Origin of the sequence: Corynebacterium sp. CCUG 71335 (assembly GCF_024454075.1) — a bacterium.
GTDB classification, from domain to species: Bacteria; Actinomycetota; Actinomycetes; order Mycobacteriales; family Mycobacteriaceae; genus Corynebacterium; species Corynebacterium genitalium.
In genome coordinates this window covers 41,851-58,497 of sequence record NZ_JAGPYY010000010.1, presented here as the reverse complement: position 1 = coordinate 58,497, position 16,647 = coordinate 41,851, and the positions used below count along the sequence as shown (strand labels likewise).

Sequence of the window (16,647 nt, the reverse complement as noted above, 5' to 3'; positions counted from 1 at the left end):
GCATGCGCAAAACTGCTCTCGGTTTTCTCGCCGCTTTGTTGATTGTCTTCGGCGTTGTCCTCGAGATGACGCTGCAGGAAGACGCTCCGACCCCGGCTCTGGCCAATGGCGAAACTGCAAAGGTGGAGCGGGTTGTGGACGGCGACACCCTCGTCGTCCACTCGAACGGTGAGCGGCTGCGGCTCCGCCTGCTCAACATCGATGCCCCGGAGCTCGCCCGTGACGGCCAGCCAGAGGAGTGCATGGGCAGCGCGGCCGCGCAGCGTCTCGAGGAACTGGCTCCCGTCGGTTCAACAGTCACCCTCGTCTACGACAAGGAGCGCCAGGACCAGTACGGCCGCGACCTTGCTGCCGTGTTCGACGGGGACGTCTTCATCAACGAGGTTCTGGTCGAAGAGGGGCTAGCGCGCGCTGTGGTCTATCAGTCGAATGACACCTACTATTCGCGCATGCAGTCGGCGGAGGCCGCCGCCCGCCAAGCGCAGTTGGGGATGTTCAGCCCCGAGTGCCACGCAGGACGGTGAACTTCTGATTCCTCGCCACCTGCTCCACGGACTTCAACCGCGCCTCGACCTCGCCGCGGTAGCGCAGGTGCGAGTTGTGCACGATGAACAGCTGACCGTCAGGCGCTAACAGGCGCGCGGAGGCGTCAAGCAGGTGTTGGACCAGCGTCGCGTCTACACCTGCGCGGTCATGAAACGGCGGGTTCAGGGCGACTGTGTCGAAAGTCCCCGCCTCCCACTGCGAACCTGCATCGTCCCAGGTCGCCTCAATGCCCAGAGCACGGGTGGAGAGGACGGCGTCAGCATCAGCGTCCGTCGCGGTCGCATCGACGCCCGCTTCGAGCAGTCGCTTGACGACGCTCCCGTTCCCGCACCCCAAATCCAGCACCTTCCCCAGTTCCGCCCTGGAATCCAGGAGCGTGGACGCGAGCAGCGCCCCGCCGTAGTCCTCCCGCGCGCCGGAGAACACTCCTCCGACGGCAGTGAACCCGCCTACCTCCACCGGCGAGTAGGCAACATCGCGCGGCCCTGACGCGACGAGGCAGCGAAACTTGCCGCGGCCTCGGGAGGCAGCGACCTCCGCAAAGGAGGAGGCAAGCACGTCGTTCATGGAACGAGCAAGGTGCTTGTTGTTCCCTCCGAACACCACACGTTCGACACCAGCCGAAGCCAGTGAGCGCGCGAGATAGTCGAGCCGACCCAAAGACTTCGGCATTTCTCCGGCGGCCACTGCTCCCGCAGGAGCGCGGGAGGCGAGGAACTCATCGGCACGCAAGGGACCGTCGATGCCGGCGACAACGGCCCCAGCTGCGTGGGCTGCGTGGGCGCGGGTGTAGTCGGAATCAACGCAGTACACCGGCACCCCCGTCTCCAGGGCAGCAGCAACAAGGTCACCTGTCGGGTCGTCGCACACGACCACAGCCCCAGGCGTAGAAAGGTCGGCGACCTCGAGGATGAGGCTATCCAAGGACCTCAAGGCCCGCCACCTCCCCGATGACGTACACAGCCGGGTTGGTCACACCTTCTCGCTCCATGACATCCGCTAAGTCCCCGAGTGTCGCCCGGAATTGGCGCTGGTCTGCGGTTTCGCCGTCTTGAATGGCGGTGGAGGGGGTGGAAGGGGGCAGGCCTGCGTCGATAAGCGCACGCGTGATGGGGCGCACCTGGCGCACGCCCATGATGACCACGATGGTCCCGCCGACGCGCCCGAGAGCGTCCCAGTCGACCAGGGAGCGCGGGTCACCGGGTGCGAGATGGCCGGAGACAACCGTGAAGGAATGGGTGACCCCGCGCTGTGTGACAGGCACGCCGGCTGCTGCGGGGACAGACGTCGCGCTGGTCACACCGGGGACAACTGAGCACGGGACGCCGGCGGCAGCGCAGGCTTGCAGCTCCTCGAAACCACGGCCGAATACATACGGGTCCCCGCCTTTGAGCCGCACGACGCACTTGCCGTCTTGGGCGTGGGTGACCAGCAGCTCGTTGATGCGCTCCTGTGCGACCTGCTTTTTGTACGGCAGCTTGGCCACGTCAATGACCTCTTTGCCGGTGAGGTCAAGAAACTGGTCAAGCTGATTCGTGGGGCCCAAGTGGTCGGTGAGAATCACATCCGCCGCCTCAAGAGCACGCAGTCCGCGCACAGTGATCAGGTCCCACTCGCCCGGGCCGCCGCCGACTAGGGTCACGTGTCCGTTCGTCATGGCGATCAAGTCTAGGCTAGGGCCATGCCTCACATTGTCGACGCACTCCCCGACATGGCCATCCCCGCGCGCGGCGCGGACTTTCCTGACCCGCAGATCGTGGTGCTCAACGAGCCACTCGCTGCGGAGCTCGGCTTAGATTCCACCTGGCTGCGCAGCACAGACGGCATCGCGTGGCTCACTGGAGCGAGCGGCGGCCACGCCATGGCGTACGCCGGGCATCAGTTCAGCCAGTTCGTGCCCGTGCTTGGCGACGGTCGCGCCCTTATCCTCCCCAACCCCGATCCCGCGAACGAACGCTACGAGTTCCAGGCCAAAGGCTCCGGCCCGACTCCGTTTTCACGGCCCGGATCGGACGGGCGCGGTGCGATCGGCCCGATGCTGCGGGAGTACCTGGTCAGTGAGTTCATGCACGCAATCGGCGTCCCGACTACCCGCTCGCTGGCCGTTCTGAGCACTGGGGAGACGGTGCTGCGCCAGCAGGGGCACGTCCCGGGCGGCATCGTGGTGCGGGTGGCACGCAGCCACCTTCGTGTTGGCTCCGTGCAGTACGCAGCCATGCGCTCGCACGAACTCGTGCGCGACGTGGTTGCCGCGGCTGGTTTCGAGGATCCGGAGGACCTGCTGTCCACCGTCATACAGCGCCAACTCAACCTTGTTGCGCAGTGGATGAGCATCGGCTTCGTCCACGGTGTGATGAACACCGACAACACCGCCCTGTCTGGTGAGACCATCGACTACGGGCCGTGCGCGTTCACTGAGAAGTTCCGCGGTGACGCAGTGTTCTCCTCCATTGACCGGGGTGGGCGCTACGCCTTTGGCAACCAGCCCAACATCATGGCATGGAACCTCGCCCGCCTCGCCGAGGCGCTGCTTCCCGTGAGCAATGAGGACGCACTTCGCGAGGTGCTTGCCGAGGTTGAGCCGACCTGGGATCGCGCTTGGGAGAAGCACATTCCCGATCCGGAAGCTCTCGCTGCCGCTGAGGACATCACCGCCTACAACCGCGAGCACCGCGATGGGCCAGTCTTCATTCCCCGCAATCAGATGCTGGAGCGAGCTATCACTGCTGCCGAGCAGGAGGGCAAAGTCGAGCCTTACTTTGAGCTGCTCCGGGCTGTGACTGACCCCTATAACGACAAAGCGGGCCCGGCCTGGATGGCCGAGCCCCAGGGCGACATCCCGTTTGTCAGCTTCTGCGGGACGTAGCCGACGCTAGATCACGCCTACCGATAGCTTAGTCGTGTGCGCTGGTCGTGCCGGAAAACTCCCGAGGCTCGTCAAGGTGCAGGGTCTTCAGGGTGTAGGCCCACTGCTCGTCGTAAACGCTCTTCTCACGCATGAGGGACTTGCCGTAGGTCGGGATCATGTCGTAGAGCTTCTCGCTCCAGTCGATCATGCGCTCACCGAAGCAGCGCTCGAGCAGCTCAAGCATTGCAGCCGGAGCGATAGACGCACCCGGGGAAGCACCGAGAATACCGGCGATCGTGCCGTCCTGATCGTTGACCAGAGCGGTACCGAACTCGAGCGAGCCGAAGTGCGGCGGGGTAGCCGGTTTGATGATCTGGACGCGCTGGCCAGCGATGACCTCCTCCCAGTCCGTGCCGTCAGCGGACGGCAAGTATTCACGCAGATCCTCAACACGGCCGTCGAAGGGCTTGAACACCTCTTCGACGAGGTACTTGACCAGATCGAAGTTCCAGCCGGCGACACCCAGGTAGGACGGGATGTTGTCGACGCGGATGGACTTGAACAGATCCAGGTAGGACCCCTTCTTGAGGAACTTCGGGGTCCAGCCACCGAAGGGCCCGAACAGCAGGGACTGCTTGCCATCGATAACACGCAGGTCCAGGTGCGGTACCGACATCGGCGGAGCACCGACCTTCGCCTTGCCGTAAACCTTGGCCTGGTGCTGCTTGACCAGTTCCTGGTTGGTGGTACGCAGCCACGCACCGGAGATCGGGAAACCGGCGTAACCGCGGACCTCGGGCACGCCAGCCTTGCGCAGCAAGTCCAGCGCGTAACCGCCGGCGCCGACGAAGACGAAGCGTGCGCGGGTGGTCTCCTTCTCACCGGTGTGCAGGTTCTTGGCGGTGACGTGCCAGAAGTTGCCCTTCTTCTTGATGTTGGTCACTTCGTGGCCGTAACGGACCTCCGTGCCTACCTGCCCAGCGTGGTCGATGAACTGGTTAGTGAGCGCACCGTAGTTGACATCGGTACCCGCCGTGGTCCAGGAGATCGCGACTGGCTCCTTGTCGAAGTCGCGGTCCTTCGCCATGAGTGGCAGCACCTCGGCGAACTTGTCGCGGTCGGTCGTGAATTCCATGTCCGGGAACATGTAATTGTCCTTCAACGCGTCGTAACGGCGCTGAAGATAATCGATCTGATCTTCGCCCTGGGCGAAAGAGACGTGCGGGACCGGGTTAATGAACGCGGTGGGGTCCGTCAACACGCCTTCGAGAACCTGGTGGGACCAGAACTGGCGAGACACCTGAAATTTCTCGTTGATGTTGATGGCCTTGGAAACATCGATACGGCCGTTCTTCTCCGGCGTGTAGTTGAGCTCGCACAGCGCGGAGTGGCCAGTGCCCGCGTTGTTCCACGGGTAGGAGGACTCCAGTGATGCGCCGTCGAGACGCTCGTAAATCAGCTGGGACCAGCTCGGCTCCAGCTGGTGGATCATCGCGCCGAGCGTGGCGCTCATGATTCCGGCACCGATAAGCAGGACGTCAACCTCGTCCCCTCGGGTGTTTTTCTTGGACTGCTGGGACTGGGTTGTTGACACCTTTATGACCTCTTTGATCTTGTCACCTTTGAATGCTTTTCCGCATTCTACTCCTCCCCCATTCCACGCGAGTAACAACGCCTTAGCAAATCAGCTCGCGGACACAGTGACGCGGCGAAGAGACCTAGGACACGCTCTAGGATGGACAGCATGGACTTCGACGCTACCGACCTGAACTCATTGAACTGGATCGACGACGAACTCGATGGTTTTCTGCGCGCGACACTCCCCCTAGGCCGTGATCCAGACGGAGAGGGCGAGGTCGCCGCGGTCCTCGTGCAGTCCCAGCCGGAGGAGCCGACCGGCAAACCTGCTCTGCTGTGGGTGCACGGAATGTCGGATTACTTCTTCCAGGAGCACGTCGCCAAGCATTACAAGGAGCTCGGCTACCCGTTCTATGCGATCGACCTGCGCAAGTGCGGCCGCGCCCACAAGGAGGGCCAGCGCTGGCACTACACCACCGACCTGCGCTACTACTACGACGAGCTGACCGCGGCCACGAAGCTCATCGCCGCCAAGCACGGTGCCGTCATTCCGCTCGCCCACTCCACCGGTGGCCTTATCGTCCCGTTGTGGATCGACCACGTCCGCCGCCATGACTGGCGCACGCACCAGCAAATCGCCGGTCAAGTGCTCAACAGCCCATGGTTGGACATGCAGTTCCCGGGCTGGGCGGTGAAGGCGCTCAAGCCCGTGGTCAACGTCTTCGGCGCGAGGTTCCCCAACCTGCGCCTTCCTTCCGTCGGCGAGGGCACGTACGGCGAGTCCATTTATAAAGGCCGTCACGGCCACTGGGACTTCGATACCGAGAAGAAGGCTATCGGCGGCCACGACAAATACCTCGGTTGGCTACGTGCGGTCATGGTCGGCCAGGACCGGATCCACGAGGGTTCTGTCGACGCCGGCGTTCCCACCCTGACGCTGTGCTCGTCCCACTCGTACTTGGGCAAGTCTTACTCGGCGGCCGCCGACTCCGCTGACACGGTTCTCGACATCGAGCAGATCCAGCATTGGGCCCCGTTTGTCTCCGACAAGCACAACGAGACCAAGCCTATCGACGGTGCCCTTCACGACGTCTTCCTATCCCTCCCGCACGCCCGCCAAAAGGCGTTTGACACCCTCGACGAATGGTTGGAGAACCTGTGACAAACCCGACCCACTACGACCTGATCATCATCGGTTCCGGCTCCGGCAACTCGTTGCCCGGTCCGGAGTTCGACGACAAATCCATTGCGCTGATTGAGGAGAACCCGCAGTTCGGCGGCACTTGCCTTAACGCCGGTTGCATTCCGACGAAGATGTACGTTGTCGCCGCCGACACTGCAGCTGCTGCCGCGAACTCAGAGCGGCTCGGCATCCACACCACCTTCGAGGGTGCGGATTGGCCGGCCATCGTCGACCGTGTCTTCGGCCACCGCGTCGACGTGATCTCCCGTTCCGGCGAGGAGTACCGCCGCGGCGAGGAGTGCCCGAACATCACCCTCTACAACGGCCATGCGGAGTTCGTCGGCCCAAAGACGCTGACCACGTCGATCGACGGTGAACCCGCCACGATCACCGGCGACACGATCCTCATCGCCGCCGGCTCCCGCCCGTTCATTCCACAGGTCATCCTCGACTCTGGTGTGCCGTTCCACACCAACGAGGACATCATGCGTCTTCCGGAGCAGCCGAAAACGCTTACCATCCTCGGCGGTGGCTACATCGCGATGGAGTTCGCCCACGTGTTCCAGTCGCTGGGCACGCACGTGCGCATTGTGAACCGCTCTCCGTTCATGCGTCACCTGGACAAAGACATCCACGACCGCTTCAACGCCCTGGCAGCTCCGCGCTACGAAACGCACGTGGGTCGAACGGTCGCCTCCGCGTCGCACGATGACAGCGGCGTCACGCTCACGCTTGACGACGGCTCCACCCTCACCTCCGATGCTCTCCTCGTTGCCACCGGACGCGTGGCCAATGGCGACCGTCTCAACCTGGATGCCACCGGGATTGAGATGCATGACGACCACCGCATCAAAGTTGACGAGTATGGCCGCACGACCTGCGAGGGCGTGTGGGCTATTGGCGATGTCTCCTCCCCACACATGCTCAAGCACGTTGCCAACGCGGAACTGCGCGCAGTGCGCCACAACCTTCTCAACGACGACCTGGTCAAACTCCCCCACGACCACGTTCCGTCCGCAGTGTTCACCTACCCGCAGATCGCATCTGTCGGTCTCACCGAGCAGCAAGCGCGCGACGAGGGGTACGAGGTGACCACCAAGATCCAGTCCTACGGCGACGTCGCTTATGGCTGGGCCCTGGAGGATTCCACCAGCGCCGTCAAGCTCATTGCCGACAAGAAGACCGCCAAACTCCTTGGTGCTCACTACATGGGCCCACAAGCCGCGACTCTGATCCAACAGATGATCACCGTCATAAGTTTTGGATTAGATTTGCGTGACGTGGCGCGTCGCGAGTATTGGATTCACCCTGCCCTCGCGGAGGTCACGGAGAACGCGATTCTGGGTCTCGATTTCGAGTTTCCGCCGGTCTAAGGTTCCACCGCCGCTCAATCCGCGCAGTCTGTACGCTCCCTGGCAGCCGTCCAGGTTCCTGAGAGACACATCAGAACCTGAAAATTACCAGGTCATATAGGCAAAGCAGCCTGCCATGCGCTAGTATGTTTCTCTGGAAAGTGGATCAGACTTCCAGCAAACTCCAATCTTGCTTGAAGCCTGGTTCCGCTGGCCCCCACCTAGATCCACAGAAAGGGATTCGTATTATGCGTAAGTTCCGCAACGCCGCACTCGCCGGCGCTACCGCCGTTGCTGTTGCATTCGGCAGCACCTCCGTTGCAATGGCCCAGGAGAACACCGACACACAACCGGCCGCGCAGGCTCCGGCAGACGCCAATACCCAGCCTGAGGGCGACGAGAACAAGAAGGAAGAGGCTACCGAAGGCGAGAAACTCTCGGAGAAGCAGACTGAGGCTAAGGGCGAGGACATCTTCGGCGACAAGAAGAAGTGGAAGGACGTCCCGGCTGGTTGGAAGGCCCTGTACGTCGGAACCTGGATTCTCGGCATCGCTGCTGTGATTGGCGCGATCGCTGGCCCGATCGACAACTTCATCAAGTACGGTCCGTTCGCTAAGTAACTGCGTTCGAGCTTCGAAAATCACCCGACCTTTCAGTAGTAAGGAAATATCATGCGCAAGTTCCGCAACGCTGCCCTCGCAGCCGCAACCGCTACCGCTGTCGCTTTCGGTGGTACCTCCGTCGCAATGGCAGAGGAGACTCAAGACACCAAAACACAGAGCTCGGGCTCCAGCATCGGTTACAACCAGGAGGGTGACACCCCCCTGAAGGACCTGCTCGGCAAGCTCGGCGGGGGTAACGTGCGTCACGAGATCGGCAAGGCCACCGATGCTGGCAAGCCTGCCGATATCAACAACTTCTTCACGAACCCGGAAGATATGCCGCAGTGGGCGCGCATCTGGCACGAGGCTTTCACTGCCGTTTCCGTCCTGGCTGCCATCGGCGCTGTGATCGGTCTGGGCAACTACGCCCTGAACCAGGGCCTGCTGCCGCAGATCCCGTGGTAAATAGACTTCTAGATTCGCTCTAGATTCCCATAGAGAAAGGGGAGCCGCTTCGGCGGTTCCCTTTTTTCGTGCGTACGCCAAGCAGGCGGAAGATCTACGACCTAGCGCTGCGAGTCCGGAATGGTCAGGATCTCGTTGCCGTCATCGGTAATGACGATGGTGTGCTCGAACTGAGCGGTGTACTCACCGTCGCGGTTCTGGACGGTCCAGCCGTCGTCCCAGACGTCGTACGGCAACTCGCCCAGGTTGATCATCGGCTCGATCGTCAGGGTCATGCCGGGTTCGAGAATGTCGGTGTAGGAATCGGAATCGTAGTGCAGGACAACGAGACCATTGTGAAATGTCGGGCCGACACCGTGGCCGGTGAAATCGGTGACCACGTTGTAGCCGAAGCGCTTTGCATAGGCCTCAATCACTCGACCGATGACGTTGATCTGACGGCCAGGCTTGGCGGCCTTGATGCCGCGCATCATGGCTTCCTCAGTGCGCTCGACCAAGTGGCGGTGCTCCTCGGCAACCTCGCCAGCGAGGAAGGTCGCATTGGTATCACCGTGGACTCCGTTCTTGAAGGCAGTGACGTCGATGTTGACGATGTCGCCTTCCTGGATCACGGTCGTATCCGGGATGCCGTGGCACACGATCTCGTTGAGCGAGATGCAGGTGGATTTCGGGTAGCCTCGGTAGCCCAACGTTGACGGGTAAGCACCGTGGTCGATCATGTATTGGTGGGCGATGCGATCGATCTCATCCGTCGTCACGCCGGGGGCAACGGCAGCGCCAGCCGCTTCGAGAGCGTTCGCCGCGATACGGGACGCCTCCCGCATCGCCTCGATGGTCTCCGGGGTTTGGATGACCGGCTCGCCGACATTCTCTTGGACCTCGTTCTTCCAGACGTATTCAGGGCGTTCAATGTCCGCAGGCACCTCGAGTTGCGGGGTCGGCTTACCAGGAGTGAGTTTTCCACGTGGGTTCATGCGGGCCATGTTAGTCCCGCGCACCAAAACCGAACGGGGCGGGTCCGAGGCAGCATTCTAGTATCGCCCTTCAGCCCGAAAACTGGCCCAGAACCGGCCGGAAAAGATCCGAAAGGCGATACTGTGAAGCGTCCTGGTTTTCGTTCCGCTTATTGAACGCCCAACGGGTGGGCGTGTGATTGTTGATAGTAGGCGTCTTCCATCTCTTGTGGGGTGATGTATCCCAATGACTCGTGCAGGCGGTGGTTGTTCCACCAGTACACCCAGCGAAGGGTCGCGATCTCGACTTCCCCAACCGACGCCCACGGCCGGTGGGGATAGATCAGCTCGGTCTTGTAGAGACCGTTGACCGTTTCCGCCAACGCGTTGTCGTAGGAATCGCCGACGGTGCCAACGGACGGATCGATCCCAGCTTGAGCAAGTGCCTCACTGTAACGAATGGACACGTACTGCGAGCCGCGATCGCTGTGGTGGACAAGTCCTTCAGCACGGAGATCACCTGCGTGATAAAGAGCGTGCTCAAAAGCCTCCAAAGGCAGCTCATCGGTGCGCATGCTCGCCCTGGTGGCAACCCCGACAATCTTGCGGGAGTACGCATCGGTGATGAACGCGGTGTACGCAAACCCCGACAGGGTACGCACGTAGGTGATGTCAGCGACCCACAGCCGGTGCGGCGCTGACGCGGTGAAGTCACGATTGACCAGATCAGGACGACAATCCGGGACATCAGCCCGAAGCGTTGTGATCGGAGTGCGGCCCCTTCTGCGGCCTTGGATGCCGGCGAGTTTCATCAACCGTGCCGTCTGATCACGACCGATGTCCCAGCCGGCGCGCTGCATGGCCTTCCACATCTTGCGTACCCCGTACACGCTGAAGTTGTCCTCGAAGACTTTCACCAATTCGGGGATAAGCAGCGCATCTGACAAGCTCCTGGCCGACGGGGCTCGTGTTTTCGCTGCTCGGTAGCCACGAGAGGTGATAAACCCACACTCTGTCTCTTTCAATGTGCGACAGATGGCCTCGACCCCGAAGCGACCGCGATACGCATCGATGTATTCGATCATCTTCTGGTGGGACGGTCGAGTTCCGCTGCGAAAAAAGCTGACGCGGTCTTTAAGATCTCGTTTGACCTGCGCAGCTCTTTGTTCTCCTGCCGCAGACGCTTCAGTTCGTCGTCAACCGACTCCCCAGTGCTCCGCTGAACGTCGGGGGACGCTTTGACAGGTTTCAACCAGTTGTTGAGCGTGTGCGCCGAGACGCCGAGCTTCTCGCCGATCTCCTCCGCCGCCGCCCACTTCGAGCACCCCTCAAGCTCAACGAGCTCCTCGGCTAACCGCACCGCCTTGTCCTTGAACTCGTCACTGAACTTCCTAGGCATGATCCAATCCTCCTCTAGAAACGATCGGAACTAAACCCAGGACACTTCACTGAAAATGTACAACCGGCGAGACCCGCGCCCGCCCCTGCAGTTACTCGGGCTTCGGCGCTCCCGCCTCCGGTCCCGGGTCATCAATATTGCGGAACATCGCGTCGGTAACTGCGACCGCCGCCTCGGACCCGCCCCCGAGAACGACGAGGGTGGCAAAAGCGATGTCATCGTCGCGGTAGCCAGTAAACCAGGAGTGGGAACCTTCGTTGATCTCGGCCTCACCGGTCTTTCCGCGGATGTCACCGCCAGCGCCCATGCCGCCTGCGGTGCCACCCGGCCCGGTCACGGACTGCATCATGGAGCGCAGACCGTCGATAGCCTGAGGGTTCGGCTTCGCGGCCGTCTCGCTGGCCTTGGTCTCCTCCCCCTTGATCAGGTACGGCATCGGCGTCTCCCCGCGCGCTGCGGTGGCGGAAACAAGCGCCATTCCAAAGGGGCTGGCAAGGTCGAGGCCCTGGCCGTACCCGGCTTCCGTGCGGTCGAGCGGTTCCTCGCCGACGGGAATGGATCCGGTCATGGACTCCAGCCCCGGGATCTCGTAGTCGATTCCCAGGCCGAATTGCTTGCCCGCTGTCTGCAGCTCCCCCGGCTCGAGCTTCGTGGAAATGTCGGCAAACGTGGTGTTGCACGAGCGCGCGAACGCGGTGTCCATCGGCACATTGCCCAGGCCGAATCCGGCGTAGTTGTTCACCACGCGCCCGTAGATATCCATCGATCCCGGGCACGGCACGACCGACTCCGGCGTGAGCCCCTGCTTCTCCATTCCGGCGAAGGAGGTAATGATCTTGAACGTCGATCCCGGCGGGTACTGCCCCATCATGGCCAGGTTGCCGTCTTCATCGGCGGCTTTCGTCTGCGCCACAGCGAGAATTTCCCCGGTCGACGGGCGAATGGCCACGATCATCGCCTTCTGCCCGTTGATCGGCTCGAGGGCTTTCTCCGCCGCCGTCTGCGCTTCATGCGACAAGCTGACGCTTATCGACGGCGACGGCCGCGCCTCATGGAATTCAACATCCTCCATCTCATTACCGTTTTCGTTGACAACGGCGATCTTCCACCCGGAGTCGCCTTCAAGGTCATCGCGGACGACTTCGCCAACGCGGGCCATGATGTCGGGAGCAAAAGATGGGTCGTTGTTGACCATTGAGGCTTCTTCGTTGAGCCGCACACCCGGGGTGCCCTTGAGGGCGTCTTGGACGATCTTGTGTGTGCCGGCCGGAATCATCGCCACGGAGTAGACACCGGTGACGGACAAGAATGAACTCTGCAGCTCACCTGCGTCCCGGGTGGGCACAGACGGGTCTTCAGCGTGGGCTTTCTGCAACGCGGAGGAGACGGCGGATGCAGCCTCGGCGTGGTTGCGCACTGCCTCAGTGTCCACAAGCAAGCGGTAGGCAATGCCGGGGCTGAGCAGCGCCACACCATCGGAGGAGACCACATTGGCTTGATCGGCGGGGACAGTGCGCAGCTCCAAGTGGTGGCTGGCGCCGAGCCGCGGGTGGAGGATCGAGGGCTGCCAGCGGATCGTCCAATCATCGTTGGACTGGGTCAAGGTCATCGACGCGTCATAGGACACGTTGCGGCCGCGCGGAAGTTGCCAGTCGAAGGTGTAGTTCGCCGTGGCGATGTTCTCTTGCTGGTCCACGTGGTTCAACGTGGCGGTGACACCCTCCATTTGCAGGCCGCCGACGGTGGCTTGGATAGAGGGGATGGCGGTGTCGGGGTCGTCGACAAGCTCCGACATCGCGTCGTAATCGAGCTCCTGCAATGCTTCGAGGAAGTCGTTGGCCACTGGCTGAGCGGGGTTCGGTTTCGGTGTGCAAGCCACCACCCCGAAGGCGAGTGCGAGCACAGCGAGGATCGCCGCGACGCGCACTGTCAGCCTGGATTCCATGGGGTTCAAAAATAGCAGCGCCGGAAAGCTTTCCAGCGCTGCCACTCTGAGCGGGGTGAAGGTCTACCTGGTGACCTTGACCTCAGCCTTGGCGCCCTCGATCTCCTCAAGGCCTTCCTCTTCGGCGATGCGCTCTGCGTGAGCGATGAGGGTTTCCACAATCTTGGACTCGGGCACGGTCTCTACCACCTCGCCCTTGACGAAAATCTGGCCCTTGCCGTTACCGGATGCCACACCGAGGTCGGCGTCACGTGCCTCACCGGGACCGTTGACAACGCAGCCCATGACGGCGACGCGCAGCGGGTACTCCATGCCCTCGAGACCAGCAGTGACCTCCTCGGCGAGCGAGTAAACATCCACCTGGGCGCGGCCACAAGACGGGCAGGACACGATCTCCAGTTTCCGGGGGCGCAGGTTGAGCGACTGGAGGATCTGGTCGCCGACCTTGATCTCCTCGACCGGGTCAGCGGACAGGGAGACACGGATGGTGTCACCAATGCCCTCAGCAAGCAGCGCACCGAAGGCCACGGAGGACTTGATCGTGCCCATGAAAGCCGGGCCAGCCTCCGTCACGCCGAGGTGCAGCGGGTAATCACACTGCTCAGCCAGCTGGCGGTAGGCCTCCACCATGAGCACCGGATCGGAGTGCTTCACCGAGATGGCAATGTCACCGAACCCGTGCTCCTCAAACAGGCTCGCCTCCCACAAGGCGGACTCCACGAGCGCTTCCGGGGTGGCCTTGCCATACTTCTGCAGCAGGCGCTGGTCCAGGGAACCACCGTTGACACCAATACGGATCGGGATGCCAGCGTCACCGGCTGCCTGGGCGACCTCTTTAACGCGGCCGTCGAACTCTTTGATGTTGCCGGGGTTGACGCGCACGGCAGCGCACCCTGCCTCAATCGCAGCGAAGATGTACTTCGGCTGGAAGTGAATGTCGGCGATGACCGGGATCGGGGATTTCTGCGCGATCGCCGGGAGCGCTTCCGCGTCCACCGTCTTCGGGCAGGCCACACGCACAATGTCGCAACCGGACGCGGTCAGCTGCGCGATCTGCTGTAACGTGGCGTTTACGTCGTGCGTCTTCGTGGTGGTCATCGACTGCACGGTGATGGGGTGCTCCGAACCGACACCGACACCGCCGACGAAGAGCTGGCGGGTCTTACGGCGCGGAGCGAGGGTCGGAGGCGGGCCTTCGGGCATGCCCAAACCGATGGGTTGATTCATGGTCTACAGCCTAGCCGAAGAGCCGGACAGGATTAACCACGTCCGCCACCATGACCAACACACCCACGCCGAGCAGCAACGCCGCCATGAAGTAGGTCAACGGCATGAGTTTCTCGTAGTTCACCGGCCCACCCGGAGGCAGGCCGCGAAGGCGACGGAAGACGTCCCGCACCTGCTCGAACAGGACGACGGCAATGTGGCCTCCGTCCAGCGGCGGCAGCGGCACCAGGTTGAACAGGGCAAGGAAGAAGTTCAGCGAGACCAGCAGCATGAAAAACACATCCCACATGGACCTCTCCACAAGTTCTCCACCGGTGCGCGACGCACCGACGACGCTGATCGGGCCCTCCACGTCACGCTCGCCGCCGAAGATCGCGGTGACTACGCCTGGGATCTTCGCCGGGAACGCAATTAGGCCTTCAACAGAAGCTTGGAGCATCTCCCCCGACAGGTTTGCCGCAGCTGGGATTGCTTCGACCGGACCGAACTGCTTCACCGCGTCTTTCACGGGCGCGCTGGTGAGACCAATGGCACCCGCCGTATAGGCCTGCCCTTGAGGGTCGAGGCGCTGGACGGAGGCGAGGGGGACGCGAATAAGCACCTCGCTCTCACCGCGCCCCACAGTGAGTTCAATGGTCTCGCCCGGGCGCTCGAGCACGTAGTCGCGCAGATCGACGAAGCTTTCCAGCGCCTGTCCATCGACAGCAAGGAGCTTGTCGCCCGGCTCGATACCAGCGTTGCCAGCAGGTCCGGGGCCGGTGCAGTCAGCGAGCGTTTCCGCATCGACCTGGTCGGAGGTGCAGCTGACCTCCCCCACCGTCGGTGTGCGGTCCGCGTACGGGTTGGGGATACCGGCTGTCACCGCGACGATGTAGAGCACGAGGAATCCGAGAAACAGGTTCATGATGATGCCGCCGCTCATCACCGCGACCCGCTGCCACCACGGCTTGCGGTACATCGCGTGCGGTTCTTCCTCCGGCGTGAGCGGATCCATCGCGGTCATGCCCGCAATGTCGCAAAACCCTCCGAACGGCAGTGCGGCAAGACCGTACTCGGTCTCCCCCACTTTCTGCGACACAAGCGTGGGCCCGAAACCAATGAAGTAACGGCGCACGCGCATGCCGAACGCCTTCGCGGTGAGCATGTGCCCGGCTTCGTGCAGCGCGATCGACAACGCAATGCACAGCGCGAATACAACGACGCCTACGAGCATGCGTCCACCAGCTCATTCGCCCGCACGCGCGCTTGCTTTTCGACGTCTACAACCTCCCCGAACGACCCAGCCTGCACGGCGAAATCGGACGCGGCGTCAAGCACGTCGCCCACCACGTCGACGATTTGGGGAAAGCGGATCCGCCCGGCAAGGAACGCGGCCGCAGCTTCCTCATTGGCAGCGTTATAGACGGCGGGGTACGTCCCGCGCAGGCGGGAAACTTCACGGGCGAGTTTGACGGCGGGAAAAGTGTCTTCGTCCAGGGGCTCAAAACGCCAGTCCATCGCCTGGGTGAAGTCGAGGCTGTGCTGCGCCTCCGGCACACGGCCCGGCCAGGCCAGCGCGTGCGCGATGGGCATCTTCATCGACGGCGGGGAGGCCTGGGCGATGGTGGCGCCGTCGCAGAACGTGACCATGGAGTGGACAATGGACTGCGGGTGGACGGTGACGTCGATGATGTCGGGCCTGATGCCGAACAGCAGTGTGGCCTCGATCAACTCCAGGCCCTTATTCACCATCGTGGCGGAATTGAGCGTGTTCATCTGCCCCATGGACCATGTCGGATGCGCGGCCGCCTGCTCCGGGGTGACGTCCCACATCTGTTCGCGCGTCCAACCGCGGAAAGGGCCACCAGAGGCTGTGAGAACGTAGCGAGACACTTCCTCCGTGCGGCCTGCCCGGAGGCACTGGGCCATCGCGGAGTGCTCCGAATCGACGGGCACGAGCTGGCCTTCTTTCGCGCGTTCCAGGACGAGGTCGCCGCCGGCGACGAGGGACTCCTTATTAGCGAGCGCCAGAATCGCCCCAGTATCCAGCGTCGCCAGCGTGGCAGCAAGCCCGAGGGAGCCCACGAGAGCGTTCAGGACGACGTCCGCGCTCGTATTGGTCACCAGCTCCTCGGCGGAGGTGAGAACCTCGCCGCCCAGCGCCACCGAGATGACCTGCGCAGCCTCAGGCTTGGACACGGCTACTTGTTCGGCCGACAGGCCGAACTGCCGGGCTTGAGCAATGATCGCCTGCGGATCCGATCCCGCTGCCGCGATGCCCGCTACCTCGAAATCCTCCGGATTGTCTCCGATGACGTCCAACGCCTGGGTGCCGATCGATCCTGTCGAGCCGAGAATGAGTACCTTTCGCACCCGACCATTCTCACACACGCCGACCGTTCTACCCCGCTGCCCTGGTCATTTCGCTGGTCTTTCTAGGCGGGGTCAAACTAACGGTTAACGGGTCGGGCCGATCGTGCTGAAGATCGCAATCATTCGGGGGGACCAATCGTCCCAACCGGGTGCGATGTGCCAATATAATAGGAACGTACTTCTATTTACCGTGCTAT

General features: G+C 62.5%; 15 protein-coding genes. 6 read left to right on the top strand and 9 right to left on the bottom strand.

The window, feature by feature from the left end; all coding sequences use genetic code 11:
- Positions 1 to 2 precede the first annotated feature (2 nt).
- Positions 3 to 524 (top strand): thermonuclease family protein, encoded by a 522-nt coding sequence (locus KBX19_RS08260; RefSeq protein ID WP_255998334.1) that lies wholly within the window; start codon positions 3 to 5, stop codon positions 522 to 524.
- Here KBX19_RS08260 and KBX19_RS08255 read toward each other — a convergent pair.
- Positions 496 to 1,479 carry a class I SAM-dependent methyltransferase gene (locus KBX19_RS08255; RefSeq protein WP_255998333.1) on the bottom strand — a complete coding sequence of 328 codons (984 nt, stop codon included), beginning with the start codon at positions 1,477 to 1,479 and terminating at the stop codon, positions 496 to 498. The two genes, KBX19_RS08260 and KBX19_RS08255, sit on opposite strands and share 29 nt — an antisense overlap.
- Positions 1,463 to 2,203: a uroporphyrinogen-III C-methyltransferase gene (cobA, locus tag KBX19_RS08250; RefSeq protein WP_255998332.1), complete on the bottom strand. Its 741-nt coding sequence runs from the start codon at positions 2,201 to 2,203 to the stop codon at positions 1,463 to 1,465. Before cobA ends, KBX19_RS08255 begins: the two co-directional genes overlap by 17 nt.
- A gap of 24 nt (positions 2,204 to 2,227) precedes the next feature.
- On the opposite strand from cobA, the gene KBX19_RS08245 reads away from it, so the two are divergent.
- Positions 2,228 to 3,412, top strand: coding sequence for a protein adenylyltransferase SelO family protein (locus KBX19_RS08245; RefSeq protein ID WP_255998331.1), 1,185 nt, complete (start codon positions 2,228 to 2,230; stop codon positions 3,410 to 3,412).
- Positions 3,413 to 3,440: 28 nt separating this feature from the next.
- Here KBX19_RS08245 and mqo read toward each other — a convergent pair whose 3' ends face one another.
- Positions 3,441 to 4,988: a malate dehydrogenase (quinone) gene (mqo, locus tag KBX19_RS08240; RefSeq protein WP_255994978.1), complete on the bottom strand. Its 1,548-nt coding sequence runs from the start codon at positions 4,986 to 4,988 to the stop codon at positions 3,441 to 3,443.
- Positions 4,989 to 5,129: 141 nt separating this feature from the next.
- On the opposite strand from mqo, the gene KBX19_RS08235 reads away from it, so the two are divergent.
- The 4 genes from KBX19_RS08235 to KBX19_RS08220 all read left to right on the top strand — a co-directional run bounded on the left by KBX19_RS08235 (position 5,130) and on the right by KBX19_RS08220 (position 8,574).
- Entirely contained in the window at positions 5,130 to 6,134 is a 1,005-nt protein-coding gene (locus KBX19_RS08235; protein ID WP_255998330.1) for an alpha/beta hydrolase, read from the top strand.
- Positions 6,116 to 7,528 (top strand): mycothione reductase, encoded by a 1,413-nt coding sequence (mtr, locus tag KBX19_RS08230; protein WP_255998329.1) that lies wholly within the window; start codon positions 6,116 to 6,118, stop codon positions 7,526 to 7,528. The genes KBX19_RS08235 and mtr overlap by 19 nt, the downstream gene beginning before the upstream one ends.
- Before the next feature lie 227 nt (positions 7,529 to 7,755).
- Positions 7,756 to 8,127 (top strand): hypothetical protein, encoded by a 372-nt coding sequence (locus tag KBX19_RS08225; RefSeq protein WP_005289702.1) that lies wholly within the window; start codon positions 7,756 to 7,758, stop codon positions 8,125 to 8,127.
- A 51-nt stretch (positions 8,128 to 8,178) separates the two neighbouring features.
- The gene (locus KBX19_RS08220; protein WP_005289700.1) at positions 8,179 to 8,574 is read left to right on the top strand and encodes a hypothetical protein; all 396 of its coding nucleotides are present in this window, start codon (positions 8,179 to 8,181) and stop codon (positions 8,572 to 8,574) included.
- A gap of 101 nt (positions 8,575 to 8,675) precedes the next feature.
- Here the strand turns inward: KBX19_RS08220 and map are convergent, their stop codons facing one another.
- From map to dxr, 6 genes are all read right to left on the bottom strand, one after another.
- The gene (gene map / locus KBX19_RS08215; protein ID WP_040424368.1) at positions 8,676 to 9,548 is read right to left on the bottom strand and encodes a type I methionyl aminopeptidase; all 873 of its coding nucleotides are present in this window, start codon (positions 9,546 to 9,548) and stop codon (positions 8,676 to 8,678) included.
- Between the two features lie 149 nt (positions 9,549 to 9,697).
- Positions 9,698 to 10,926 (bottom strand): IS3 family transposase gene (locus KBX19_RS08210; RefSeq protein WP_255998328.1). Its coding sequence is split into 2 segments (ribosomal slippage): positions 9,698 to 10,650 and positions 10,650 to 10,926, totalling 1,230 coding nucleotides; the frame shifts between segments, so codons are not numbered across the junction.
- A gap of 91 nt (positions 10,927 to 11,017) precedes the next feature.
- A complete protein-coding gene (locus tag KBX19_RS08205) occupies positions 11,018 to 12,871 on the bottom strand; it encodes a penicillin-binding transpeptidase domain-containing protein (RefSeq protein ID WP_255998326.1) in 1,854 nt (617 codons plus the stop codon).
- A 63-nt stretch (positions 12,872 to 12,934) separates the two neighbouring features.
- Positions 12,935 to 14,098 (bottom strand): flavodoxin-dependent (E)-4-hydroxy-3-methylbut-2-enyl-diphosphate synthase, encoded by a 1,164-nt coding sequence (gene ispG, locus KBX19_RS08200; protein ID WP_255998324.1) that lies wholly within the window; start codon positions 14,096 to 14,098, stop codon positions 12,935 to 12,937.
- A 10-nt stretch (positions 14,099 to 14,108) separates the two neighbouring features.
- Positions 14,109 to 15,311 (bottom strand): RIP metalloprotease, encoded by a 1,203-nt coding sequence (locus KBX19_RS08195; RefSeq protein ID WP_255998323.1) that lies wholly within the window; start codon positions 15,309 to 15,311, stop codon positions 14,109 to 14,111.
- A complete protein-coding gene (gene dxr / locus KBX19_RS08190; RefSeq protein ID WP_255998322.1) occupies positions 15,302 to 16,450 on the bottom strand; it encodes a 1-deoxy-D-xylulose-5-phosphate reductoisomerase in 1,149 nt (382 codons plus the stop codon). Before dxr ends, KBX19_RS08195 begins: the two co-directional genes overlap by 10 nt.
- Positions 16,451 to 16,647: the final 197 nt, after the last annotated feature.